The sequence below is a fragment of the Moraxella sp. CTOTU46711 genome, from assembly GCF_031975715.1.
In the GTDB taxonomy this organism is placed as follows: Bacteria; Pseudomonadota; Gammaproteobacteria; order Pseudomonadales; family Moraxellaceae; genus Faucicola.
The window spans coordinates 121,964-146,872 of sequence record NZ_DALYMP010000003.1 but is presented as its reverse complement, the minus strand read 5'-3'; the positions used below and the strand labels follow the sequence as shown (position 1 = coordinate 146,872).

Below are 24,909 nucleotides of genomic sequence, written 5' to 3'. Positions count from 1 at the left end.
TAACCATTACTGTCACTGTTATAAATTACTAACGTCGTATGTGCTAGTTTATTAGTATGTGCTAGCTCATTGGTAATAGCTGTCGTGCTTTTTGAGCCACCAGTTCATGTTATCTTGGCGTTTGGCACGAAATTGTTCCAATCTTTTGGCAATAGCCGCATTGTGCGCTCGCGCGGTATCAAGCCCAAATAGAATCGGCACACTGACAAGCACGCCATAGCGCCATTTTGGGCTAGGCAGTCCCAAGCCATCGCCAATATCATCACCCACTAAAGTCCGTGTGACACTGGCATTGATCCGCTCAACCAGCTGTCCACGTCTGTTATCCTCACCCATAATTTGCGAGGGTAAATCATGCAGCGCTTTGGCGAGAGGTTTACCAAATTCAAAATCTAATTGCTGGGTTGCCAAATAGCTATAAAGCCATGCCCACGCCTCGGTTTCATCTTCAGGAATCCGCGCCAGCTCAATCCCCATCCACCAACTCGCCAATTGCCATAAATGCATGATGCCTTGGGACTCTTCGGCGCTGATTCTTGCTCCGAGTAATTTTAGTCCGCGCATAATGAGTAGCGAAAACTGCAAGTGGGTTGCCACCATGTCGGTTTGGTTGATGGGTAACCCCCAGTAGGCACTATCCCAATCATGACTGCATAATTGTTGTCGTACCAGACCGTGTATTTGACGCACTTGCAGACTTTGCAGCCAGCCTTGCGTGCCGATTGCCAACGGTGGTTGCTGATTGCGGCTAATCGCTGGGTACTCAGACACTGCCAAAATATATGCATAGGTTCGCATGAGCCTTGGCAATGCATCGTGCACTAATGCCCCTGTTTTAATGAGTGGCAATGAGAGCGCAGGGATACTATACCCTGCCATTAGCGCGACATTACGCAGTAACCAAATCAGCATCAACGGATAGCGCCGATAGGCAATTGCACCAATCTCGGCAAGCTTGGCATCATACCAACTTGGATATTGGCGAAACTGCTGATACAGCGCCTCAAACGCGGGCTGTTGCAATAACGCTTTAGCTGCCGATACGTTATTCGTTTGCGCTATCCCTTGCTCATGCAAAATCAATTGCTGCAGGGGTTTGGCGAATTTGATACCGCTGGATAACAGCGCATCGACAGGCTGATCTGCGACACCATATCCCTGCTGCATCTGTTGCAATAAATCCTTTGACACCTCAAAATCACGGGGCAATAAGAATCGTTTGATACGCTGCAGCACTTGTAAATCAGCATGGTGGTCAATGTCAGTATTGCGCCCCAGTGTCGGCAAATCGGTTTGATAAAGCGGGTTCATAGCAGTGATGAATCAGTGATGAATGAACAGATAGCCTATCGCATTTTGGCAACTAAAAAACACCTATGTAGCAAAAAAATCGAATTTTTTTGTTTAAAAATGTTAGACCTTAAGCGACTAAATGTATTTACTAAAGGGACTTGATCGTAGCTTGCTTGATGGGTTTCAATGACCTGTGGGATAATGATTGATTGGATAATGACGGGTTGGGCAATGATGGCTAGCATAGCGCTAGTCCATTTCACATGTATCATGTCACATTTATCGAACTATTTTGTCGCTGACGCTAAGCCTATTTTTGATTACACTATAGCCAACCTCTCTTGTCTTAACAGTATCAAAATCGAGCCACCCTTTGAAATCACCTAGAATCTTAGAAACGCCACCCAATTGGACCGAGGATGAAAAACCCGCGTTACCCGGTTCACCACCGAGTATTGCTCACTCTCGATCAAAAAGCATTGTGTACTTCGTCATCGGTGTTTTTATTGCAATTTGTGGCGGCTTGGGCAACGGCATTATTACCGCCAATTTACCGCAAATCCAAGGCGAATATGCGCTGACACCCTCACAAGTGGCTTGGATACCTGCTGTGTATGTGATGGCAAATGTCAGCGCCAACCTGCTGCTGTTTAAAGCGCGTCAACAATTTGGGTTACGCTGGTTTTCTGAAATATCCCTGCTGATGTTCATGCTGGTGATGTTTATTCATATATTTGTGCAAAACTATCCGATGGCTTTACTGGTGAGGGCGATGGGAGGCTTTGTCGCGGCGCCGTTATCCTCACTTGGACTTTATTATGTGATGCAAGCCTTTAGTAGTCAGTATCGCCTGCAAGGTTTGTATATTGGCTTTGGGGTCAGTGCGCTGGCGATTCCGTTGGCTTGGATAATCTCCCCTTATTTGGTCAATGTGAACGACTGGACTCGGCTTTACACCTTTGAGTTTGGTTTGGCGCTGTGTTGTTTTGCGATGGTGGTCGCTGTCAAGTTGCCACGAAGTTTACGTATTGAAGTGTATGAAAAGAAAGACATTCTCACCTTTTTGTTATTGGCGCCCGGTTTTGGTTTACTGTGTGGTGTGCTAGTACAAGGGTCGATTTTGTGGTGGAAAAACTCACCGTTATTGGCGTATATGCTCATTGGCGCGTTGGCGCTGTTGATGTCAGGCTTTTTCTTTGAGCATTACCGCAAAAATCCCTTGATTATGACCCGCTGGCTGGGGAGTTTTGCGTTATGGCGTTTTGTAGTAGGCGCTTTTTTACTGCGTTTGATTATGTCTGAGCAAAGTTACGCGGTGGTGAATTTTTTAAAATCCCAAGGTCTAACGTCCGACCAGTTTGTGGGTTTTTATACGGTCATATTTTTTGGTATGTTGGCAGGTTTGATAGTCAGCGCACTAACCTTTTCACGGGATCATTTGATTCCGCCAATGGTGGTGGCGACTTTGCTCGTAGCGGTTGCCGGTGTGTATGATGCCAATATGCTCACCAGTGACGTACGACCCCAAAATTTTTATCTCAGTCAATTTGCAGTCGCGTTTGCAGGATCACTGTTTATGGGTCCATTGGTATTGATGGGATTTGGGCTGACGCTGCGACAAAGCGTCAATCATGTCATCACCTTTATCATATTGTTTGGGGCAACCCAAAACTTTGGCGGGCTGGTAGGCTCGGCTTTTTATAGCACCCTGCAACAGCAGCGCACCCAGTATCATAAACAAAGTATTTTACAGCAAATGCAATCGACAGATGCCACAGTAACCCAGCGGCTTCAACAATACCAAGCAGGGTTTAAACCCGTCATCACCGACAACAATTTGTCGCAGCAACAAGCCCAACAATCCCTCAACCAAATTGTCACGCGAGAAGCGCAGATTAAAGCGTATGGCGATATCATTACTGTGAACAGTTACATTGCCACGTTCTTATTTGCTTGGGGTATGATTAATATCGCCCGCAAAAAATACATTGAAAATCGGCAAAAAGCAGCAATTAAGCAAACATAGACTTGATACGCTAGAGGGTCTAACAAAGCGACCCAATTAGATAACTGTTTTTAGATAACAGTTTAATGATAAATAAAATTTAATCATCAATAAAATGCTTACGGAAAACCCAACTCATGAGTAGTGAAGCAAAAACCCAAAATGATGCGCCAGCTGATGACAGCGATGATAAAGCCACACAGGCGCCTGAAAAGATTATCAACCCTAGACCGCTTACCTTAATTATCATGTTGGTGGTTTTTTTGCTCGGTGTTGGGGTGATTTTATGGGCATGGCATTTGGGTCCGTTTAATACGCCACTGCAACAAACTGAAAACAGTTATGTCAAAGGCAATATCACCCTATTGTCAGCACAAATTAATGGTTATATCGAAAAAGTCTACGTTACCGATTTTGAGGACGTCAAACAAGGTCAGCCGTTAGTTAAAGTCAGCAGTGCGAACTACTCACAGCAAGTGGTACAAGCCGAATCAGGGCTGGAACAAGCGACCACCAATTTAGCCAACCAGCAACAAATCATCGAGCAGCGCAAAGCCGATGTCAAAGCCGCACAGGCAAAAGTAGCACAAGTTAAAACCCAACTAGAATTGTCTATCCAACAGCTGAAACGACTTGAGTCCTTGGTCGGTGTTGGCGCCGTGTCACAAAATGAAGTCGATACTGCCAAAGCGGCAGTTAAAAACAATGAAGCATTGATGAGCCAAGCAATCGCCAGTGTCGATGTCGCCCGCGAAGGTCAAAAGACCGCGGAAGTGGCAAAGATTGGTTTGGTAGCACAGATTAAAAGCGCCAATGCACAGTTAAATCAAGCCAATACCAACCAAGAGTATGGCTTAATCACCGCCCCGACCTCAGGTAAATTAGGGCAAATCAATATCCGTACCGGTCAGTTGGTGACGCAAGGCACGCAGTTGGTTTACCTCATTCCAAAATCGATGTGGGTCATTGCCAATTTTAAAGAAACCCAAATTGATAAAATGAAAATCGGGCAAAAAGCGTGGTTTACTGTCGATGCCCTAGGCAAACAAAAATTTACGGGGGTAGTCAAAAGTATCTCCCCCGCAACAGGGTCAGAATTTAGTGTCATTAAAACCGACAATGCCACCGGGAATTTTACCAAAGTGGTACAGCGCATTTCTGTACGCATTGACATCGATGGCAACCAAAGTCGTCTGAATGAATTGATGCCCGGCATGTCCGTAGTGGCAACGGTAGATACGTCAAGTTAGCAAATTAACCCTTGTTTATTCTCCCTGGCCAAACGCAGTTTAGTCAGATAAGCTTAAAAAATCTTTCGCTAAATAAGCTGGGTTAGGATATTGATAGAACCCCTCACCCGTGGCTTCACCCAGTTTGTTAATATTGACCAGTTCTGCTTTGAGCTTTGCAGCGGGCTGCTGCAAAGAAGGGTCCGTTTTTGCCAGTTCATTAAAGATGTTGTAGTTGGTTTTCATGCCATTTTTATCCAAAATCGCCATCGGTCCAAAGGGTGAACCCGTGGCTATCATCCACGTTTTATCAATGGTTGCGGCATCGGCAACGCCGTTTGCCCACAGTTTTAACCCCGCTACCAACAACGGAATCAATAAGCTATCAAGCACATAGCCCGACTGTTCTTTTTTTACCGCTATCGGTAACATGGCAATGGCTTTGGCAAATTCGATTACGTCAGCATAGACTTGTGGGTCGCAGCTTGCTGCCGCCATCAACTCCACCGTATTACGGATATGGATGTGATTGGCAAAATGCAGCATCAAGAATTTTTCTGGGCGGTTAGTAAAGGTCGATAACACGCTTGGCAATAGCGTCGATGAGTTACTGGCAAATACGGTTTTGGCAGGTGCGGCGGCTGAGGCTTTGCTATAAAAATCTTTTTTTATGTCTAAGCTTTCTGGCACCGCTTCAATCAATAGGTCTGCATCTTTTAACGCCTCATTCAAGTCCGTGGTGTAAGCTAAATTTTTGCTAGCTGCTGCCACTTGGGCATCGGTTTCACCTAGGTCATGCTGATGCTGATTGGCAAGGTCGGTAAAGCGGGTTTTCGCCTTAGCAATCGCGTCATCATTAATGTCATAAATCGTCACGTTAAACCCATGAAACGCACATTGCACCGCAATTTGGTTGCCCAATACGCCACTGCCTGCCACAGTAATATTTTTATAGGGTACTTTGGATAAATCCGCTTTCGGTGGTTTTAAAAAATCAGGGTGGTTAAAGGCGGGATTGGGGTATTGATAAAATCCTTCGCCCGTTGGCACGCCCAGTTTATGTTGCTCGATATACTCTTTTTTGAGCATATCAACGACTGCTTGGTCTTGTTGTTTGCCCTTAGCCACAGCAAGCTTGTAAATATTGTAAGGGGTAGTCAGCCCCAGCATGTCATAAAAAGCAAATGGTCCCATCGGCGAGCCTGTGCCAAGCATCCAAGTTTTGTCGATGGTTTTAATGTCAGCAATACCGTGGATATACAGCTGCATCCCTGCATTTAACCAAGGATTAAGGAGTGAATTTAGTACATAACCCGAGGTTTCTTTGTTGACGATAATAGGCACCATGCCGATTTGTTTGGCAAACGCGGTCACCGCATCAAATACATTAGGGTCAGTATCGGCATGCGACATAATTTCGGCAAGATTGCGCTTCCAAATCTCATTGGCAAAGTGCATCATCAAAAACTTAGCAGGACGGTCGGTAAATTTGACCAAATCACTGGGCAACATGGTAGATGAGTTACTGACAAATACAGTTTTTTCGGGGGCAGCGGCCGAGGCTTTTTGATAAAAATCTTTTTTGATGGCAACATCTTCGGGCACCGCTTCAATCAACAAATCTGCGTCTTTTAAGGCGACGCTTAAGTCTGAGCTATAACGCAAGTTTTGCTCAGCCTGTTTGGCTTGTTCGCTTGTTTCGCCCAAATCATCCTGATGACGTTTGGCGATATCGGCAAATTTGGTTTTGGCTTTATTGAGCACCTCGTCATTGATATCATAGACAACGACTTTAAAACCATGAAACGCCGCTTGTACGGCGATTTGATAGCCCAAAACACCACTGCCTGCGACTGTGATATGGGTAAAATTAACAAGAGGATTCGACTCTGACATACAATACTCCTAGATTAATAGGCAAATACGCAACTTTATTTTTGGTATTATCGTATTTGCTGTCGACTATTTTTGATTAGATTAAAAGAAAAAAAACCGTTAGCCCAGTCACCGGCTAACGGTTGTTGAATGATTGAGGGCGATGTAGTTTTTCACCCATTGGGTGAAATCTTACCCCAAATAATGCCCCCATAACCGCCCCGCTACTGATTTTTTGCTAAATTTAAAGACTATAAAAATCTTTATCAAATGCCTGTTTTAGGTTGGTTGGCTCGGCACGTTTTTTATGATTTAAACGATGGCGAGTGGTTGAGGCGGTTTGATAAGCACGCAGTCGCGCGTGCTGCAAATTACCAATCGGACGGTTGGCTTCAATACAGCGAAACGGGGTAAATGACAAGTGTTCCATGATGTCAAAGTTACCGTCATCCGGCACATCTTGGCAAGGGATGGTAAGTTTTGCTACTGTCACAAATGGCGCATCTTTTTCATCCCATTCTTTGGTCAAGTCATTGATGGGTTGGTCTTTTAAGTTACGGCACAGCTGGATTTGCACATCAAACTCATAATCATGCTCACGGATTTCTTGTAAAATCAGAGGACGAATCGCCTCGTTGGTGGCGTTGACATCTAGGTCACGGCGTTTGATTTTGGCTTGTGACGCTTTGGTCGGGGTGACGCGGATTTTTGCCATATAGTCGCCATGACGCACGGCACCTTGTGAGTAAAAACTGTATAACAAGGTATTTTGCGGTTTGATGGTTTTAAATTTACTAAAAGCCCTAAAAGTCTTGAGGGATTCTTTGGATGGTAGTTTTTTGCCATAGTGGGTAACCCAGTCAAAAGCAAATTTGGCTTGACCTTTTGCGCCTTTGGCAAAATAATCATTTAATTGTAAAAATAGTCGTGAAATATAACTATAGTCTTGGATAGTATTACAAAAGAAAATAGGAAAATTAATCAGATTATAGTCAAAGTTTGGGCTATCTGGCTCATCTGGCAGTAATTTTTCGCCTTTGATACCAAAGACTTTAATCGCCAACCCTTGAGAAAGCCCCAACTTGTTGTCGGCAGCCACACGAGATGAGCCGTTAGAAAAACGAATCACCGCTTCATGGCGAGCGGGTTTGGCATAGATACCTTGGGCGTATTCTTTGGGCAGTTTTGGTAAAATCTCAAAGTTGGCTTTTAATGCACAGTAGCCTTTGGCATGGGCATCTCGGGTGTGATAGTTGATTTTGCTAACGGTGTCTGATTTGCCGATATAGTCACGAATATCTGCGGTGATTTGGTCGATGGCTTTTTCATCGTCACTCGTAAGCTTGTCGATGGCTGGGTCAAACTTGGCATAACGACGACCGAATAATTTATTTAACATGATGATTGTCCTTTGTTATTTTCATTATTTTATAAGGTTAGCAGTACTAAAAACGCCTAACCTTTTTTTATTTAGTTTTACTCTAATATGAATTTTCGTTAAGTTCACTAATCCATTTGAGTGCCGACAAGCTCGGTACAAAAAGATATTCACCGCCTTGTAGGGTATTAAATTGCAAAATATTGGTATGACGCTTACGAATTGGCTCATCGGGTACGGTGAACACATCGCTATCAGCGTCACTACCTGCGTGTACGCCTAGCATTGGGTCACGTTCTTCCCCAAGGTTCATAAAGTTACCGTCATTAATCCATTGGCTTTGCAAAAACTCCAGCGTGTCCATGGCATGCGCGTTAATACCAATAAAAAACAAACCCCGCTCTTGACCGTCGTCTTGGGTCACGTTGGGCGGCACGATATCGCCATACGAAACGCTACGGCGGATGATACGGTGAAGACGCACATCGCTTAGAATAAAGTCTTTGGTATTGCGGGGGTTCATACGGCGAGCATGGGCACCAAACGGGCAGCCTTTGCCATAGGGGTCGTCCGTGTAGTCAAATTTATTGTTTGCTACATTGTCTTTGCCGAGGGCTTCATCATCGTGATCTGGGCTTAGGGTAATAGGGGCACCCGAACGCCAGCGACCGAACATTTTTGCCCCCAGTTTATCGGCTTTAGCTGGGTCATTGTCGCTTTGTTCTAGGCAATAGCGGTGAAAGTCAGCCACATTACTGCGGTATTTTCGTAGTACCATAAACGAGCCGTTTTTTCCCAATACTTTAGGCTGTGGCATGGGGGGTACCACGCCCGCCTCACCTTTATAACCTAACACAAATTCACCCGCTGCAATCGGGCGTTCGGTGTTATTTTCAAGGGTGATACCACTGCCATCAACTTCTGGGTTACTGATGCCATCGCGATAACCAAACACGTTTTTGACGTCACCATCTGCGCCAAAATCATGCTCCACTAAGATTTCGATGGCGTTACGGCTGGTATCTAGATAAGGGGCAAACGCCTGTTTAAGTTCGGCAAGTTTGGCTTGCCATTTTTCTTGGCTATCGGCAATCACCGCGCCGCAAATATGAATATCGCCTTTATCACCAAATGGCGCAAGCCAGTTGCTAGGGTCATTATCGCCTTTGTCACCCAAGATATCGGAGCGGCGTGCCATACCTGCTTTGAAATTTTCTGGGAAAGAATCAAGCGAGCTTTGCGGTAACCCTAAAGCTTTTAGCCCCTCATACGTCATCACAATGGTCAAATTGGCATCCATGTCTTTTTGGAAATTTCTTGAGCCTGTGACGTTTGGTAATACCGCTTTTAGTAATTCACGACCCGCATTGCTGTCATTGACTTTTAGCGCGACAAGCGTGCCATAGTAAGGCGCAGGGCGGTCATGCAAAATGATGGCTTGAATATCCTCAAGTTCCATTGTGGCGATATTGGGATAGATAGCGTTCGTTGCCCGTGTGGTGACGCTGTGCAGCTGCGTGCTGATTTTTTGTTTGGCTTCGTGTACCCGTTCTTTGACACTGCCTTTTTCAGCGGGTTTATCGCTGTGTTCAAATTTGTCTTTAACGGCCTCTATGCCATGCTCGATACCATCTTGTAGATGGGTTTTTAATTTGCCAAGTAGGCTTTCATTCGCTGGGTTGTCGTTATTCATGGTTGTTCCTAGCAGGGAATTTTAAAAATTCGATGCTAAGAACCTGCTCACCATACACCACGCTAAATATCGCTTATGGTAAAAGTCACTGAAAAAATCGCTTTTGTATCGAAATTTTAACCTAAAGCTTGCCCGTTCAGAGTACCCTTAGAATAGTACACTGATAAACGTGATATGGTGAATACAGGTTCTAAGCAGGCTTATTGGGCTTGTTCAATGGCTTTATTAATGCCACGCACGATTTTGTCATTACGCGCAATATCGCGAACCGTCAGATGAGGCACACCCACATACCAACCGGTAGCGGTAATCTGATGGTCAAGGATGAATTGCTTGACAGTCGGGTCTTTAATCCCAGGCCAACCCTCTACATTGCCAAAAATTAAGTCCATGAGTTCTGGAATTTTGGTAGCAAAGTCGTTGATGTAGGCATCCCAATCGCCATCATAGGCGGTACAAAACAGGAGCTTGGTGTCATTGTCTAAAAATACTAACCGCAAATCATGCAAGGTTCCTACATTGGTCGCCCCTGCAAGATTGCCTTTGGTAATTTCCAAAATTCGCTTGATACGAGCTGCCCCATCTTTGGTTAAGGGAGCGATAGCGGTGAGTTCAGACACTTTGCCTGATTTTAAGCCCTTTTCACCAGCGCTGGTAACAGAATGGTCATAGCCATCATTAGCGCCCTCTTTTAGATTTGCCATCAGCATTTGGGCTTTTAATGCCACATCGTCTAATAAAGAAAGTTTTTCGTTGTTTTCAGTTGTCATGTTTTATTGCCTTTATAGTTAGTTGATCATTAAGTGAAGTGCATGATTTAAATTTATTTATCCCATTGTTTTATTATTTAAAATTTAAATCTTTTTCATTATATAAGCCGTAAAAAGTAAAAAGCGCTAAATTAACTTTTATCACCCATAAAATTACATAACTAAACTATTGATTAAAAAATTACATATTACAAACTGCAAAGTTAACAGTATTAGGTTGCAAAATTTTTATTGCTATCAATAGGTTATTCAAATTACGAATGTAACCCATTATAGAGAAGTCTTTTTCCTGCTTTGTATTTGCTAAAAAAAGTTGGGATATTGACACTTTGATGATTAACTTTGGCAAAGTAGCTTATTGGTCTAATCTCACTGCATAACTGGCTACCACTTTTAAAAAAAATGTTTATCATTTAAAAGATTTATCAGTTAAAAGATGTTTATCATGGCTAGGGTAGATTCCGCGTACTCTGTCGGATAATAGATATAGATAGGTATAGACGAGGCGCAAAACGTGCTTTACTTAGCACGTTTTATCACAAGTATTTAAGATACATTTAATATGTCTTTAAGATTAATTTAAGATGCAATGGCGTGTTTTGATGCGACAGTGGCGCGTGTTTTTTGGGTTGCCGTGTCACGGGTTTGTTGCGGGGGTGCATAGTTATTAGCAACAATTTCACCAAACGGCCCTGTCAAATTTGGCTTGACCAAGGTGTTTTGGGTGTCAATCGGTAATAATGGGAAAACCAATTCAGCAAACCGATAGGCTTCTTCCAAGTGTGGATAGCCTGAAAAAATAAAGTTATCAATGCCCAAATCAGCATACTCTTGAATACGCGCGGCAACGGTTTGTGGGTCGCCCACCAATGCGGTACCTGCGCCACCACGTACCAATCCAATCCCTGCCCATAAGTTGGGCGAAATTTCTAAGTTATCACGGCGACCGCCATGTAAGGCTGCCATACGTTGTTGTCCCACCGAGTCCATTTGGGCAAATTTGGCTTGGGCGGCGGCAATGGTGTCATCATTGACGTGACTCAATAATTCATCAGCAGCTTGCCAAGCGGCTTCATTGGTTTCACGCACAATCACGTGCAGACGAATACCATAGCTTAATGTGCGACCTTTGGCAGCGGCTTTGGTTTTAAGCTGCTCAATCTTCTCTTTGACGGCGGCAGGCGGCTCACCCCAGGTCAAATAACTGTCAACCTGCTCGGCAGCCAGTGTTTGCGCCGCCTCAGATGAACCCCCAAACCACAAGGGCGGATACGGCTGTTGTAGAGGGGGATATAGCAATTTGGCATCCTCGACTTGCAAGCGTTCACCGTTAAAAGTAAAGGATTCGCCTGTGTGCGAGCGAGTTAAAATCTCTCGCCAAATCGTGGTGTATTCACTGGCTGTCTGATAACGCGTGGCGTGGTCTTCAAAGATGCCATCGCCTTTAAGTTCTTGTTCATCGCCGCCTGTGACCAAATTAAGCAGTAATCGACCATTTGATAGTCGATCAAAGGTGCCTGTCATACGAGCGGCCAGCGCGGGTGTCGTCACCCCAGGGCGTAATGCCACCAAAAATTTTAAGCGAGTGGTCGCATCAATGAGACTAGCAGCGACCAGCCAAGGGTCTTCACATGAGCGACCTGTCGGAATCAACACGCCCTCATAGCCGAGGTTATCGGCTGCCACTGCAATTTGCTTCATATAGGTATGATCAACGGTTCTTGCCCCTTTACTCGTGCCTAAATAACGACTATCGCCATGTGTCGGTATAAACCAAAAAATTTTCATCGTAACCCCTGCTTGTAAGCTCAAAAATTGATTAAGATAACTCGCCTTTTGTCATGGGCGGTTTATCAGTAGCCATAAGCTTAAAGCAAATATCGCTCAATAAAAAATAACAAAAACTGCTTTGGTTAGCACAAAAACTACTTAATAGTTTTGCTGCTAACCCTATCAATTTAATCGCTAAAGCAGTGACATCAAAAAACGCTTTACAGTTTTCACCATAAAGCGTTTTATCGTCAAATGAATTGATATCAACAGCAGATAAACAAGCCCAAATCTTAAAAATGGCCCAGCAAGCGAGACAGCAAGCGAGTTTAATGCGTATTACATCGGATGTAACAGACGATAAGTTTGCCAACTTGCTTATCAGTATTTAGCATTATCAGGATTTAGCATTAGCTGCTAGGTTGTATGGCATCATGCATTGTTGCTTGGGTCAACGTAGGGTTACACAAGGCTAAAAACTGATAGCCAAACCCTCGTAAAAAATGCCCTTGTCGCACCGCCAGCAAGGTGGTATTTTGATGAAATAGCGGCTCGCAACTGAGTAATGTTAACTGGGTGTCTTTATTGGGATTAAACGCCATATCCGCGATGATACCAATGCCCATGCCAAACTCCACATAGGTTTTTATCACATCAGAATCCAACGCCGTCATCACGATATCAGGCTGTAATGCTGCTTTGGCGAACGCTTCATCAATCATCGTTCGCCCGGTATGACCACTAATGTAAGTGATAATCGGATAATGGGCTATGTCGGCAAGCGTTACCTGTTCAAGCTGGGTCAACGGGTGATTAGGCGGCACCACAATCGCATGATACCAGTGATAATAAGAAAAAGTCACAAGCTCGCTATAGCTTGACAAGGCTTCGGTGGCAATGCCAATATCTGCTCGCCCATCAAGTAGCATTGCCGCAATTTCTGGCGGCGCGGCTTGTAACAATCGCAAATGCACCTTAGGAAAAAGCTGTTTAAACGCTTGCACAACGGGCGGCAAAATATAACGAGATTGGGTATGGGTGGCTGCGATGGTCAATTCGCCTTTATCTTGGCTGGTATATTGTTCAGCCAAGGTTTTGATATTATTGGCATCATGTAGCATCCGCTCTACAATCACCAATAACTCTTTACCCGGTTCGGTCAAACCTAAGAGCCGTTTACCCTTACGCACAAACAGCCCGACGCCAAGCTCATCTTCTAAGTCTTTGATATGTTTGGATACACCCGATTGTGAGGTAAATAATGCATTGCCTACTTCCGTCAAGTTATAGTCACAGCGCACCGTTTCTCGAATAATACGAAGTTGTTGAAAATTCATAGTCTGTTGCCCCAAATAATCCGATAATGAATAAAACTAGTGTAAGCCGAGCGGCCTAGGACAACAAACGCCTATCAAACAAATTAATATTCCAAAATTACATATATCACTCACACAAAAAAACAAAATTCGAATAACCCAAGCAGTTTGTTGCTCGGGTTGTATTTACTCATACTGAGCTGGTGATGTCAGCTAATACACACTAAGGCATGCGCCCTTCAGGCGACGGATGGATGGGTTTTAGGGGATGATTGAACAGTTTGCGGGTGTAGTCTGGCTTCAGCGCTCGATAAATCTGGCACTGCCACAGAGGGTAATATTTCGGCTTGTTCGACTTGTTTATTAATGCCTAACTGCTGATTGGCTTGCGCCGATTTTTCTTTAATGGCTTGGGCGCGTCTGCCTTTGGCGGGTGCCCACTCAAGTATCGGCAACGCGCGCGCCACGGCTAACACGATACGGTCACGCAACTGTTGGCTTGAGACGGTGTATTCTGGGGTAAAGTCTTTATCCGTCGCATACACGCCTATTGGCAATGTCTGGGCTTGAAAAAAACTAAACAATGGGCGAAGTTGATGCTCTAGTACCAGTGCATGACGCTCGCTACCGCCCGACGCTGCCAATAATACTGGCACATCCACGAGCGCGGTTTGCTCTACAAAGTCAAATAAGTGCTTAAACAATCCGGTAAAAGACGCGCGATACACCGGTGTTCCTACAATCAAGGCGTCCGCCGCTTCAATCGCTGCCAAGTCGTTTTGCACACGTTCGGGTAGTTGGTTACGATAAATCGCCCCACTGAGTAAAGGCCCGATTTCGCTAAGCTTGATAAAATGTACGTTGATGGGTGTGGCTTGTGCCAATTCATCTACAATATTTTGCACCAGACTTTCGGTTTTTGATGGTGTGTTGAGCCCACCCGATACCGCAACGATATTGAGTGGAATGGCTGGATTTGGTTGATTTGTGAAATTTTGAGTGATAGACATCTTTATTCCTTATTTAGTTTAATACCGTAAATCGATGACATTTCGATAAGCCCATTAAACGAAAAATTAAGCCGTTTGTGAAACAACAATATCTGCATTATTTAGCTGATTTTTTGCTATATCAAATTTGCCATATCAAAGGGGTAAATCTGCAGAGCTACAATTGGCGTTTATCGACCCATTGAGCCAAACTATCGCCTGTGGCTTGCACCAACATCACCAATGCCACCAAAACGACAATGACTGATACCATCATTTGCACATCAAAGCGCTGATAGCCATAACGATAGGCAATATCGCCCAAGCCCCCCGCCCCAATCGCGCCAGCAATGGCAGACGAATTAATCATGGTGACAATCGTCACGGTAAACCCGGCAATAATGCCAGGCAATGCTTCGGGCAATAAGACATACCGAATAATCTGTGTACGGTTGCAGCCGATTGCTTGTGCCGCTTCTATGAGCCCTGGGTCAACTTCACGCAGACTCACTTCGGCAATTCGAGCAAAAAAAGGGGTCGCTGCTAAGGTTAACGGCACCACGGCTGCCCACACACCATAGCTTGTACCGACAATCATTCGAGTGGCTGGAATAATAGCCACCATCAATATCAAAAAGGGAATAGCACGCACAATGTTCACCGACCAACCCAAACTTAGATTGGTCAAAAATGATGGGGCAATACCTTGCTCGCTTGAATTGACCAATACCAATGCGATCGGTAACCCCAATAAAAACGCTAAAATCGCTGATACGCCAACCATAATCAGCGTATCAGTCAACCCCGTCAGTAACAACTCAAGCATAACCGATTAACTCCACATGCAAAATTTGATGACCCAAGCGATGCGCTAATTGCGCGACATCTAAACCCGTGGTTGCGACGCCAACGACGATATTGCCTACCAAGTAGCCTTGAATGGTATCCACTTGACTTTGATACAAAGAGACGGGCGCTTCAAATTGTGCAAAAATTGCTTTTAAATCAGGCGCAGATTTTACTGGGGCAACGTATCTTAGGTTGAGCAAGGTATGAGTGGCATTGTGCTTGTCGGTGAGTTTATCCTCACCCAAATCAATGGATGACTGGTTATAGCCTAGTAATTCTTGGGTCATGGTGTGCATGGGTGAGGCAAATACTTTCCACACTGGTCCTGTTTCAACGATTTGCCCTTGGTTAATGACAATCACTTGGTCACAAATATCTCGAATGACTTGCATTTCATGGGTAATGAGCACAATGGTAATGCCAAGTTTTTTATTAATTTGCTTGAGTAACTGCAAAATCAACTGGGTACTTTCTGGGTCTAGTGCTGATGTGGCTTCATCACACAATAAAATTTTGGGTTCATTTACGAGCGCCCGCGCAATGCCCACCCGCTGTTTTTGACCGCCTGATAACTGAGAAGGATACATCAATGCTTTATCACTGAGCCCCACCATCTCGAGCACTTGCGCCACACGTTTCTTGATATCAGCCTGACTTACCTTGGCGACTTTTAATGGCAAGGCGACGTTGTCTTGTACCGTTTTACTCGACAGCAGATTAAAATGCTGAAAAATCATACCAATGCCTTGTCGCAGCTGTCGTAGCTGGGCTTGGTTGAGTGAGGCCACATTGTTATCATCGATATAAACATGACCATCACTAATCGACTCCAAGCCGTTGATAATGCGTAATAAAGATGATTTGCCTGCCCCGCTTTTACCGATAATACCCAGAATTTTGCCTGTTGGCACCTCAAGCGAGATATCTTTTAGTGCATGTATCGTTTGCGCTTGTCCTTGATAAAACTTATTGACCTTATCGATTCGGATATAGGGAGGTGATGAATGACTGTCATCTTGGGTAATATGAGTAAACGACTGCATAGCATGATCCTTTGTAATTGTTATGGCTAAAACTTGTTAACGCATTACGAGGTCCAACCTGGAAACCAAAGTTTTCCCCCGATTTCTTTGTCAAGCACTTGTTTTACGTTGGGTGACGTTTGATAAATGTGAATGAATTTTTTCAGCTGTTCGGCTCGTTCAGGATTTTTTTGGGCAAAATCATCCCGAGTGACAAATAAAATCGCATAGCGGTTGTTGGTGGTATCATCAAGGATTAAGGCTTGATTGGGGTCAATGGTTTTGGCTAAGCGCAAATAATGCGGGTAGCTAAACACCAAATCAGCATCATCAACCGCTCTTGCGGTCTGCGGGCCTTCGACTTCAACAAACTGCAATTGTTTTGGATTGCTGCTGATATCGCTTAAGTTAGACAGAAAATTATTTGGGTCTTTTAGCCCAATTAATTTTGCCTGTTGCAGCAGTAGTAGCGCTCGCCCTTGATTAACAGGGTCATTTGGCACCACCACACGGGCACGCGTCGGCAATGCCGCTAGGCTTTGGTATTTTTTAGAATACAAACCGACATGGGTGGCAACCCCTTTCCCCAATGCCGATAGCTTATACTCTGGATGCTGTTTGAGTGCATTGGTTAAAAACGGCTGATGTTGAAAATAATTGGCATCGATGTCGCCACTGTTAAGTGTTACATTTGGGGTATTCCAATCCGTAAACTCGACCAATTTGACGTTGATACCTTGCTGTTTTGCCGCCGCGACTGCTTCTTTAAGTGGATTGGCAAAAGGCGGGCTAATACCGATGGTTAACGGATTGTCTTTGGTGACGTTTGATGCTTGGCTTTTATTGTAAAATGCCCAGCCGCTCAGTAACACCAAGACAGCAATGATGGTTACTCCCAAAACAGTAGCACGATGTTTTGCTGCGATTGCCATAATAGCTCCTTAAAAATGATGGTTTAAAAATAGCTGCTTAGAAATAGCTGCTTAAAACATAAAAAACTGATAGCACTAAAAAATGTCGTCTAAACAAGCCCTTAACATCGAAAGCTTTGCACTGGGTGTGAACTGGGTAACCGCTCACCTTTGCCAATGAGCTTGTGGCGTAGACTGCCTTGTTTGTATTCGGTTTTGAAGCGTCCACGACGTTGTAGCTCAGGAATGACATACTGGATAAAGTCCTCGTAAGACTCAGGCGTGACCGTGCGAGTGACATTAAAACCGTCAATCCCTGTCTCATCCACCCAAGTCAACAATGCCTCAGCCACCTCGCGCCCATCCCCCACGATCAGCGGATAGCGTCCCCCTAACCGATGCTCTGCTATCAGCTGCGCTTTGGTAACCTGCTGATGCTGAAAGCGCTGGTTCACCGACGCAATGCTATTGGTTTGTTGGTAGGCAATCACCTCATCATCGGCATACTGTGATAAATCAATCCCCACCGAACTTGAGTAATGTGCCAATCCTGCCTCGCTACTGGCATAGCCTTCATACTCCGCCAGTTTTGCTTGGGCAAGGTCGTGACGCTTGTCTGTCACTACCGTGATTCCCATCAGCACTTTGATGTCATTGGGATTGCGACCCTGTGCTTTTGCCAACTGGCGAATCGTCTCCACCTGCCGTTTAATCGCTGATTTTTCACCACCCCCAATAAAAATCGCCTCCGCGTGCTGGGTGGCAAATGCCAAACCTTTGGCTGATGCCCCTGCTTGAAATAACACAGGCGTGCGCTGAATAGACGGCATCACTTGAAAAACGCCGTCACTTTGGTAAAAACGCCCTTGATGGTGAATCGCTTTTACCTTGGCAGGGTCAGTAAAAATGCGCGCCTGTTTGTCTATTTTGACTGCATCGTTTTGCCATGAGCCTTCCCAAAACTGGTAGCACAACTGCAAAAACTCGTCCGCTTGCTCATAACGTAAATCATGCGCCTTTAGCCCTTGATTACCAATCAATCGTTCAGCGCTGTCCAAATACCCTGTCACGATATTCCATCCCAAACGACCTTGGGTTAAGTGATCTAGACTCGCCATACGTCTAGCAAATTGATAAGGCGTCTCATAACTTAAATTTACAGTGATACCAAAGCCCAAATGCTCGGTCACCGACGCCATGGCAGACACCAAGGTGGTCGGGTCATGGCTTGGCAATTGCACCGACTCTTTAAGGGTCACATCGATGTTATGTTGATAAACGTCATAACAGCCTGTGATATCCGCCAAAAACAACCCATCAAACAGCCCTTGCTCCAAGGTTTTTGCCAAGCCTGTCCAATAGCTAAGCTCATTGAATCGATAAGATTCATCCCTTGGGTGCGTCCACAAACCATGATTGATATGCCCAGCGCAATTCATATCAAAGGCGTTTAGAATAATCGGCTTTGGCGGGTTATTTTCTTTTTTTACCGTCTCACCCATCACAACGTCCCTCGCCGTGGCGGCAATACGCCATTGAGTACATAGTTGGCAATAAAGTAGTATTTCCACCGTGCCGCATCGTGCAAGGTATGCACCCGTGCGTTTCGCCAAAATAAGTCTAATCCTTTGTCACGTTGGCTACCGCGACTGCCTGCCAGCTCAATGAGCTGTGAGGAGGTTTTTAGTGCCACTTCGGTGCTTAATGCGCGCACTGCCGCGACCGCCAATGACGCTTGGGCAATATTTTGCTCATTGGGCGTTGGACGAGCGGCATCGATGGTTTGGGCAGCGTGTTTGAGTAACACCTCCACCGCTCGCACATCTGCCGCACTGCGCCCAATTTGCAATAGCGTGAGTGGGTCATCGGTGGCTTTATCCACGCCCGAATCAATCCAAGGACGAGCTTGCCGCACTTGTACCAAAGTTTCATCAAACGCCCCACGTGCAATACCTGTCTCAATGGCGGCGTGCAACAGCTGGGCAAACGGCCCGCAAACCGTTGGACTTTGATAGGCTGTATCCAAAGCAATGACATCGTCTTTATCTACAAAAACTTGGTCAAATAAGACCGTGCCTGAGCCTGTGGTACGTTGACCAAAACTTTGCCAATCATCAATTAGCGTGAGACCTTTGGCGTCTCGCTGCACAAATGCCAAAAATTCACGGTCGTTGTCATCTTTTACCAAAGTCGGAATACGGTGTGCAAACAGACTGCCTGTGCAGTAAAATTTTTCGCCATTGATTAGATAACCGCCTGGCGTTGAGGTGAGTTTGGTGGTTTTATCAACGGCATTTTTGGGCTTAAACTCAGCCAACGCATTGCCTAGCCGCGCCCCTTGTAATACCTCAGCAAAAATTCGTTGCTGCTGGGCTTCTGTCCCCGTGTTTTTTAATACTTCTAACGCATAGTAATGATTTTGCGGAATTTGCCCAATCGCCCCATCTGCACCACTCAATAGCGCAATGATTTGAGCGAGGGTCCAACTTGATACATCAGCGCCGCCAAAGCGTTTTGGCACGGTGATTGCCCATAACCCTGATTGGCTCAAGCTTTCAATTTCTGCAAAGGGTAATAGCCGTTCGCGGTCTCGTTTTATACGCGCTTGTTTAAACGATTGGGCAAGCTGATAGGCGATTTCTAATGCTTCGTTGTCCGACTTGATGATATGGGCGACTGGCGCAGGTTTGACTAGCGAGGCTTGAACGTCCGTTACTGGACGGGTGATGGTATCTGACATGGTGTTTTCCTTACTTTCTAAATCCAAGCATGACGGTTGGGCAATTTGTGATTTAAGTAATAATCGCCCAATGCGTGCAACTTCCAGCGCACTGGGTCATGCAAAGTATGCACGCGGGCATTTCGCCAATGCCGATCCAAGCCATGCTCGCTAAGTGATGAACGACTACCGCCAATTTCAAACAGTTTTTCAGAAATCGTGAGAGCGGCGTCATTGGCATATACTTTGGCTTCTGCCACTTTGATAGACGCGAGTGCTGCCTCTTCTGCGGTGACAAAATCCAATCTATCCAGCGTATCCAAATAATCAGCCGCTTCTTGCAGTAATAGGGTAGCCGCATCCAAGCGTACTTTTAACTTTCCCACTACTTGTAGCAAATACGGCTCAAAGCGCGCAGCTTCGACTTTGGCATCGACAATGGGACGGGCTTTTTTTGCCACGGCTAAGGTATCTTCAAACGCCCCTTCTGCAATTCCGACATCAATCGCCGCTTGTATCAGCTGAGAATAAGCTCCTCGATAGGTCGGTGCATCGCTGAGCAAACGCTCATCAAAAATTAGCTCAGGTAGGACTTTGACTTGGTTGAGTTTGACCGTGCCGCTTGAGGTGGTACGCAGTCCAAAACCATCCCAATCATCTACTACCTCAACGCCGGTTGCGGCTTTATCAATAATGGTCAGTACCACATGACCTTCAGGGTGTAAGGCTTTAATCGCCAAGTAATCGGCAAAACTGCTGCCTGTTGAATAGAATTTTTCCCCGTTAAGATAGTAACCATTGTTGGCAATGGTCAATGTCGTCGCCAAGGTTTTGCTGTCTTTGGTGTCACGTTCTGGCCCGCCATTGGCTAAGCGACTGCCTGACAAAATCTCGCCAAAAATAAAGTGTTTTTGACTGTCATTGCCGATGATATTGATGATATTGAGTAGGCTGATTTGATTTTGTGGAATCAATCCAATATTGGCATCGGCTTTGCTCAAAATGCGAAAGACGTCTGCCAAGGTACGATTTGACACTTCGGCGCCGCCATATTGTTTGGGAATACGTATGCCGCCAAGCCCGGTTTGGCTAAATAGGTCCATCACTGCAAAAGGCAATTGTCGCTGTTGGTCGCGCTCGTCGCGCTTGATGAGGGCAAAAGCCGCCACTTGCTTGGCAGCTTGAATGGCTTGCTCATCAGTGACAATGCGTTGCGCTGGGGCATATTTATCAAGTGGCTGATTAAAATCCGTCATGCTAATTCCTTATGGCTAAATGCTTAAATAAGGCATCATGGTAAAGATTTTTTTTCGCAAAGATAACCAAGATATTTTGCTATCTATAGCAAGAAATATGATGAACAACATGTCATTTGATTGATTGGGTGAACATAAGAAAAGCCCATTAATTTTTTAATGGGCTTATATCAGGGCTTAGACCAACAGGTAAATTTTTGGATAAATTTCTAACCAATAACAAAGCTAATTTGTAGAGATAGGTTTTTTCAAACCATCAAAAATATCCCCACTGTCGGCTATAATTTACTGTCAGCTGATATTGATTTTCATCGATACCCGCTGCTTTGAGGGCTTTTTTTAACTCCCATGTATCAAAGACGGCTTGGGAGCAATGATTGCTAAAGCCAAATTGCACTAACACCGTCTTTGGCAATGGGATTTGACTTTTGATAGTGGTTGATTGGGTAATCATAAATTTATCCAATAGTTTGCAAACACATGGTTAGAGAGCCAATAGCCTAGCGGTAGATTGACCAAAACACCCGCTGTAAACGCAAGTACAGGTTTAATGCCCACGCTTGCCAATGCTTTAAATCGCGTTGTCATACCAATTGATAAAAATGTTAAGGTAAAAAACCAACCGCGATAGTCTTTGATAAGACCTAATGCTTGTTTATTAAAGGCTTCAGCGTTGGGTGCAATCAGTACAAATAAGGTAGTGATGATTGAGGCAATAAAAAAACCGATAATAAACTTAGGAAATCGACGCCAAATCTCTGATTTATCAATTCGCTCGTTCGTTGAAGCACGCTCCCAGACGGTGACCGATAAATAAGCTGCCAAAAATGCCCATAATCCAACAAACATATCTCGGCCTACCACTTTCATTAATGTAAAGGCTTGGGTAGCAGACTCATTACCAATCGCTTCAACCGCCGCAAAACCAGCCGCATCTGCAAATTCAGACGTTCCAATCCAGGCACCGGCAATCGCAGGTGGCAAATCCAACAACTTACAAGCAAATGGCAGCGCAAAAATCATAATTACCGCCCACACAATCACCAACGAAATTGACGCCGCCACATGCTCATGCTTGGCTCTACAGGCACCGCCAATGGCAATCGACGCTGACACCCCACACACCGAGCCACCTGCCCCAAGGGTCGCTGCAAATCGGTTATCAAGCTTGAATACTTTTGTTGCTACGAAATAAATGGTAGAAAAAGTCACAACCGAAACAATTAAGGCTTGTACGATGGCCGCCGGACCCGCTTTTAAAATCGTAGTGAAGGGTAAGGTCGCCCCCATTAAAATAATACCAATTTTGACATAGTATTCGGTTCTCAGCACTTCCTTTAATTTATCAGCAATTGAGGTAAAATTGCCAAGTAACAGACCAATGAACAAGGCTACTAAAGGACTTTCTAGTTGCCATGCTTTGACAGTCTTATTACTGCTTAAAATCAAAATGCCCGCCGCCATCAAAAATAATAAGATAAATTTGGCTAAAAATGGGGGTAACTTTATTTCTGGTTGCGCGGATTTGGCACCCAAAAATAGCAATAACCCAAAACCAATCGCTAAGCTTAGCAGTCCTAGGATTGAATGGCTAACTAGGTTAAATAGCTCACTAAAGTCTGACCAAGGTTTTATTTTGACATTTAAGTTGGTGATAGGTATTTGCAATATATACAAGGTGCAAATCACCACCACAATAAATAGTCCCAACACAACCGACCAATTATCCTCATTTTTTAAAAATTTCATGACCGCACGCTCCTTTCTCCCAGTATTGATATAGCACTTGCATCAAATAAAAAAGGCATTATTCCATAAATTATTGATTACACTTAATAACCATAACTGATATGAACATAAGAAATTCTGCTAACAGGCGGTACTGTGACCGCATAATGTTTAGGTGTTTTTTACTGACTGACTTAGCACCAATGAAAGCGCTGAGCAAAGATTTGACTAGCCTAGACAGAGAGAAGCAAATCAATTAAGTTTATCATTAAAAAAGCCCATTAATTTTTTAATGGGCTTTTGCTAAATAAGTGTTACCAAAGGGTGTCAGTGGCTTGCCATTGAACGATTGACAGACTCAATGCACCGCTAAAATTTTATCAAGCACAATTTGCTCAAGTGGTGCAGTTTTAGTCATGTTATTACGGGGATGTGGCAATAAGATTGGCAAGTCCAGTCCAATTTTGCCTTGTTCAATTAAAATCACCCTATCAGCCGTGATGACCGCTTCACTGACATCATGGGTCACTAAAATCACCGTAAATCGATGTTCTTGCCATAATTTGACCAACAGTTGCTGCATATCAAGACGGGTTAACGCATCGAGCGCCCCCAATGGCTCATCAAGTAGCAACAGCTGCGGACGATGAATAATCGCTCTGGCCAAAGCCACTCGCTGCTTTTGCCCCCCTGACAATGCCGATGGCCAATCATCCGCCCGCTCTGCCAAACCGACCTCTGCCAACGCTTTCAACGCTTGCGCTTTCCAGTCTGGCGTTTTTAGCCCAAGCCCCACATTTTCCAGTACCGTTTTCCAAGGTAATAATCGGTCATCTTGAAACATCAGCCGCGTGGCTTGTCGCCATGCCTGAGGCGACATTGCTTGATTGGCAATTGACATGGCTGTCAACTCCCCACTACTCGCCGTTTCTAACTGAGCAAGTAAACGCAGCAACGTTGATTTGCCACAGCCACTGTGCCCGACAATAGCGATAAAATCACCACTTTGAATGTGCAAATCTAGGTTTTTAATGACTTCTCGATTGTCAAATTTTTTGACCACATTTGTTAAGCTTAAAGCCAATCCTGCTGATGTTTTTGATGGCGCTCTTGAAGGCGCTGACAATGGTGCTGACAATGGCGTTGACATTAGTGTGCTCCTTGTTGATACGCGGGGTGCCATTTGAGCCAAACAAACTCAAGCTTTTTGGCAATAAAATCGGCTAAAAACCCTAATAATGCATAAACCAAGATTGAAAACATAATGATATCAATCTGAAAAAACTCGCGAGCGTGCATGGCTAAATACCCAATGCCTGTGGTGGCCGAAATGGTTTCCGCCACAATCAGCGTCAGCCACATAATGCCCAATGAAAAACGCACCCCAACCAAAATACTCGGCAATGCGCCAGGTAAAATCACTTCTTTAAACAATGCCCAACCTGTTAAATCATAGCTTTTTGCCATCTCAACTAGTTGTTTATCTACATTACGAACGCCATGATAGGTATTCAAATAAATCGGAAAAAATGTGCCAACTGCCACTAAAAAAACCTTTGCCGCTTCATCAATCCCAAACCACACGATGACCAGAGGAATTAGTGCCAAATGTGGAATGTTTCTCAGCATTTGAAAGGTGGTATCCAATAACGTGCGAAATACAGGCAAAGTGCTGGTCAATAGTCCAAACCCCAACCCAAACAACCCGCCAATCAACAACCCCGCAAACGCTCGCAGCGCACTAATACCGAGATGCTGCCAAAGCTCACCACTTTTTATGAGTTGATAGCCCGCTTGAAGAACGGCATGGGGTGACGAAATATTTTTAAGGTAAGCTTCAGGCAGTAATTGAAAACTTGCTACCAGTTGCCAACCCGCCAACATAAGTAACGGCAACCACCAACCCCCCGTACGCTCAAATAGGGTTTTAATAACCTTGCGGGTTGACAATGTCTTGACTGACGTATCCACCCTTATCGGTTTAGTAGGTAGCGGCTTTGATACCGCTACCACTGAATTATCCGCAACAAAACTTGACGTTTTCATAAACAATCTCTCAATGCAAATTTATCAATGCAACTTTATTAATGCCTGTTAAAAGCTTAA

At 44.7% G+C, this 24,909-nt stretch carries 21 protein-coding genes; 2 read left to right on the top strand and 19 right to left on the bottom strand.

Annotated elements, in window-relative coordinates:
• Positions 1–66 precede the first annotated feature (66 nt).
• Complete coding sequence (locus RTJ53_RS06345) at positions 67–1,311, bottom strand: oxygenase MpaB family protein (RefSeq protein WP_312276323.1); 1,245 nt, start codon at positions 1,309–1,311, stop codon at positions 67–69.
• A 355-nt stretch (positions 1,312–1,666) separates the two neighbouring features.
• Between RTJ53_RS06345 and RTJ53_RS06340 the strand changes: the two genes are divergently transcribed.
• Together RTJ53_RS06340 and RTJ53_RS06335 are read left to right on the top strand one after the other, a co-directional pair.
• Positions 1,667–3,319 carry an MFS transporter gene (locus tag RTJ53_RS06340; RefSeq protein WP_312276322.1) on the top strand — a complete coding sequence of 551 codons (1,653 nt, stop codon included), beginning with the start codon at positions 1,667–1,669 and terminating at the stop codon, positions 3,317–3,319.
• 116 nt (positions 3,320–3,435) lie between these two features.
• Positions 3,436–4,548: an HlyD family secretion protein gene (locus RTJ53_RS06335; protein ID WP_312276321.1), complete on the top strand. Its 1,113-nt coding sequence runs from the start codon at positions 3,436–3,438 to the stop codon at positions 4,546–4,548.
• A 39-nt stretch (positions 4,549–4,587) separates the two neighbouring features.
• Here the strand turns inward: RTJ53_RS06335 and RTJ53_RS06330 are convergent, their stop codons facing one another.
• The 18 genes from RTJ53_RS06330 to RTJ53_RS06245 all read right to left on the bottom strand — a co-directional run bounded on the left by RTJ53_RS06330 (position 4,588) and on the right by RTJ53_RS06245 (position 24,849).
• On the bottom strand, positions 4,588–6,423 hold the full coding sequence (locus RTJ53_RS06330; protein WP_312276320.1) for a 3-hydroxyacyl-CoA dehydrogenase: 1,836 nt from the start codon (positions 6,421–6,423) through the stop codon (positions 4,588–4,590).
• 223 nt (positions 6,424–6,646) lie between these two features.
• A complete protein-coding gene (locus RTJ53_RS06325) occupies positions 6,647–7,801 on the bottom strand; it encodes a catalase family protein (RefSeq protein WP_312276319.1) in 1,155 nt (384 codons plus the stop codon).
• Positions 7,802–7,883: 82 nt separating this feature from the next.
• Positions 7,884–9,473: a Dyp-type peroxidase gene (locus RTJ53_RS06320; RefSeq protein ID WP_312276318.1), complete on the bottom strand. Its 1,590-nt coding sequence runs from the start codon at positions 9,471–9,473 to the stop codon at positions 7,884–7,886.
• A gap of 200 nt (positions 9,474–9,673) precedes the next feature.
• Positions 9,674–10,243, bottom strand: a complete 570-nt coding sequence (locus RTJ53_RS06315) for a hypothetical protein (RefSeq protein WP_007394488.1) — start codon at positions 10,241–10,243, stop codon at positions 9,674–9,676.
• A 579-nt stretch (positions 10,244–10,822) separates the two neighbouring features.
• Complete coding sequence (gene ssuD, locus RTJ53_RS06310) at positions 10,823–12,031, bottom strand: FMNH2-dependent alkanesulfonate monooxygenase (RefSeq protein WP_312276317.1); 1,209 nt, start codon at positions 12,029–12,031, stop codon at positions 10,823–10,825.
• A 31-nt stretch (positions 12,032–12,062) separates the two neighbouring features.
• Entirely contained in the window at positions 12,063–12,386 is a 324-nt protein-coding gene (locus RTJ53_RS06305; RefSeq protein WP_312276316.1) for a hypothetical protein, read from the bottom strand.
• Between the two features lie 37 nt (positions 12,387–12,423).
• Positions 12,424–13,350 (bottom strand): CysB family HTH-type transcriptional regulator, encoded by a 927-nt coding sequence (locus tag RTJ53_RS06300; RefSeq protein ID WP_312276315.1) that lies wholly within the window; start codon positions 13,348–13,350, stop codon positions 12,424–12,426.
• 218 nt (positions 13,351–13,568) lie between these two features.
• On the bottom strand, positions 13,569–14,339 hold the full coding sequence (msuE, locus tag RTJ53_RS06295; protein WP_312276314.1) for an FMN reductase: 771 nt from the start codon (positions 14,337–14,339) through the stop codon (positions 13,569–13,571).
• 157 nt (positions 14,340–14,496) lie between these two features.
• A complete protein-coding gene (locus RTJ53_RS06290; RefSeq protein WP_312276313.1) occupies positions 14,497–15,144 on the bottom strand; it encodes a methionine ABC transporter permease in 648 nt (215 codons plus the stop codon).
• Complete coding sequence (locus tag RTJ53_RS06285; RefSeq protein ID WP_312276312.1) at positions 15,137–16,210, bottom strand: methionine ABC transporter ATP-binding protein; 1,074 nt, start codon at positions 16,208–16,210, stop codon at positions 15,137–15,139. The genes RTJ53_RS06290 and RTJ53_RS06285 overlap by 8 nt, the downstream gene beginning before the upstream one ends.
• Positions 16,211–16,254: 44 nt before the next feature.
• On the bottom strand, positions 16,255–17,121 hold the full coding sequence (locus RTJ53_RS06280; protein WP_007117075.1) for a MetQ/NlpA family ABC transporter substrate-binding protein: 867 nt from the start codon (positions 17,119–17,121) through the stop codon (positions 16,255–16,257).
• A gap of 101 nt (positions 17,122–17,222) precedes the next feature.
• On the bottom strand, positions 17,223–18,602 hold the full coding sequence (locus RTJ53_RS06275) for an LLM class flavin-dependent oxidoreductase (RefSeq protein WP_312276311.1): 1,380 nt from the start codon (positions 18,600–18,602) through the stop codon (positions 17,223–17,225).
• Entirely contained in the window at positions 18,602–19,840 is a 1,239-nt protein-coding gene (locus tag RTJ53_RS06270) for an SfnB family sulfur acquisition oxidoreductase (protein ID WP_312276310.1), read from the bottom strand. Before RTJ53_RS06270 ends, RTJ53_RS06275 begins: the two co-directional genes overlap by 1 nt.
• A 17-nt stretch (positions 19,841–19,857) precedes the next feature.
• The gene (locus tag RTJ53_RS06265; protein WP_312276309.1) at positions 19,858–21,075 is read right to left on the bottom strand and encodes an SfnB family sulfur acquisition oxidoreductase; all 1,218 of its coding nucleotides are present in this window, start codon (positions 21,073–21,075) and stop codon (positions 19,858–19,860) included.
• Between the two features lie 256 nt (positions 21,076–21,331).
• Entirely contained in the window at positions 21,332–21,529 is a 198-nt protein-coding gene (locus RTJ53_RS06260) for a hypothetical protein (RefSeq protein WP_312276308.1), read from the bottom strand.
• The gene (locus RTJ53_RS06255) at positions 21,526–22,824 is read right to left on the bottom strand and encodes a YeiH family protein (RefSeq protein ID WP_312276307.1); all 1,299 of its coding nucleotides are present in this window, start codon (positions 22,822–22,824) and stop codon (positions 21,526–21,528) included. Before RTJ53_RS06255 ends, RTJ53_RS06260 begins: the two co-directional genes overlap by 4 nt.
• A gap of 337 nt (positions 22,825–23,161) precedes the next feature.
• Positions 23,162–23,953, bottom strand: a complete 792-nt coding sequence (locus RTJ53_RS06250; RefSeq protein WP_312276306.1) for an ATP-binding cassette domain-containing protein — start codon at positions 23,951–23,953, stop codon at positions 23,162–23,164.
• Positions 23,953–24,849, bottom strand: coding sequence for an ABC transporter permease subunit (locus RTJ53_RS06245; RefSeq protein ID WP_312276305.1), 897 nt, complete (start codon positions 24,847–24,849; stop codon positions 23,953–23,955). The genes RTJ53_RS06250 and RTJ53_RS06245 overlap by 1 nt, the downstream gene beginning before the upstream one ends.
• Between the last annotated feature and the right edge of the window lie 60 nt (positions 24,850–24,909).

Excerpts from the sequence above, each read along its gene's own strand:
- RTJ53_RS06345 (WP_312276323.1), bottom strand. The coding sequence starts at position 1,311 with ATGAACCCGCTTTATCAAACCGATTTGCCGACACTGGGGCGCAATACT.
- RTJ53_RS06335 (WP_312276321.1), top strand. The coding sequence starts at position 3,436 with ATGAGTAGTGAAGCAAAAACCCAAAATGATGCGCCAGCTGATGACAGC.
- RTJ53_RS06330 (WP_312276320.1), bottom strand. The coding sequence starts at position 6,423 with ATGTCAGAGTCGAATCCTCTTGTTAATTTTACCCATATCACAGTCGCA.
- RTJ53_RS06325 (WP_312276319.1), bottom strand. The coding sequence starts at position 7,801 with ATGTTAAATAAATTATTCGGTCGTCGTTATGCCAAGTTTGACCCAGCC.
- RTJ53_RS06320 (WP_312276318.1), bottom strand. The coding sequence starts at position 9,473 with ATGAATAACGACAACCCAGCGAATGAAAGCCTACTTGGCAAATTAAAA.
- RTJ53_RS06315 (WP_007394488.1), bottom strand. The coding sequence starts at position 10,243 with ATGACAACTGAAAACAACGAAAAACTTTCTTTATTAGACGATGTGGCA.
- ssuD (WP_312276317.1), bottom strand. The coding sequence starts at position 12,031 with ATGAAAATTTTTTGGTTTATACCGACACATGGCGATAGTCGTTATTTA.
- RTJ53_RS06300 (WP_312276315.1), bottom strand. The coding sequence starts at position 13,350 with ATGAATTTTCAACAACTTCGTATTATTCGAGAAACGGTGCGCTGTGAC.
- msuE (WP_312276314.1), bottom strand. The coding sequence starts at position 14,339 with ATGTCTATCACTCAAAATTTCACAAATCAACCAAATCCAGCCATTCCA.
- RTJ53_RS06290 (WP_312276313.1), bottom strand. The coding sequence starts at position 15,144 with ATGCTTGAGTTGTTACTGACGGGGTTGACTGATACGCTGATTATGGTT.
- RTJ53_RS06285 (WP_312276312.1), bottom strand. The coding sequence starts at position 16,210 with ATGCAGTCGTTTACTCATATTACCCAAGATGACAGTCATTCATCACCT.
- RTJ53_RS06280 (WP_007117075.1), bottom strand. The coding sequence starts at position 17,121 with ATGGCAATCGCAGCAAAACATCGTGCTACTGTTTTGGGAGTAACCATC.
- RTJ53_RS06275 (WP_312276311.1), bottom strand. The coding sequence starts at position 18,602 with ATGGGTGAGACGGTAAAAAAAGAAAATAACCCGCCAAAGCCGATTATT.
- RTJ53_RS06270 (WP_312276310.1), bottom strand. The coding sequence starts at position 19,840 with ATGTCAGATACCATCACCCGTCCAGTAACGGACGTTCAAGCCTCGCTA.
- RTJ53_RS06265 (WP_312276309.1), bottom strand. The coding sequence starts at position 21,075 with ATGACGGATTTTAATCAGCCACTTGATAAATATGCCCCAGCGCAACGC.
- RTJ53_RS06260 (WP_312276308.1), bottom strand. The coding sequence starts at position 21,529 with ATGATTACCCAATCAACCACTATCAAAAGTCAAATCCCATTGCCAAAG.
- RTJ53_RS06255 (WP_312276307.1), bottom strand. The coding sequence starts at position 22,824 with ATGAAATTTTTAAAAAATGAGGATAATTGGTCGGTTGTGTTGGGACTA.
- RTJ53_RS06250 (WP_312276306.1), bottom strand. The coding sequence starts at position 23,953 with ATGTCAACGCCATTGTCAGCACCATTGTCAGCGCCTTCAAGAGCGCCA.
- RTJ53_RS06245 (WP_312276305.1), bottom strand. The coding sequence starts at position 24,849 with ATGAAAACGTCAAGTTTTGTTGCGGATAATTCAGTGGTAGCGGTATCA.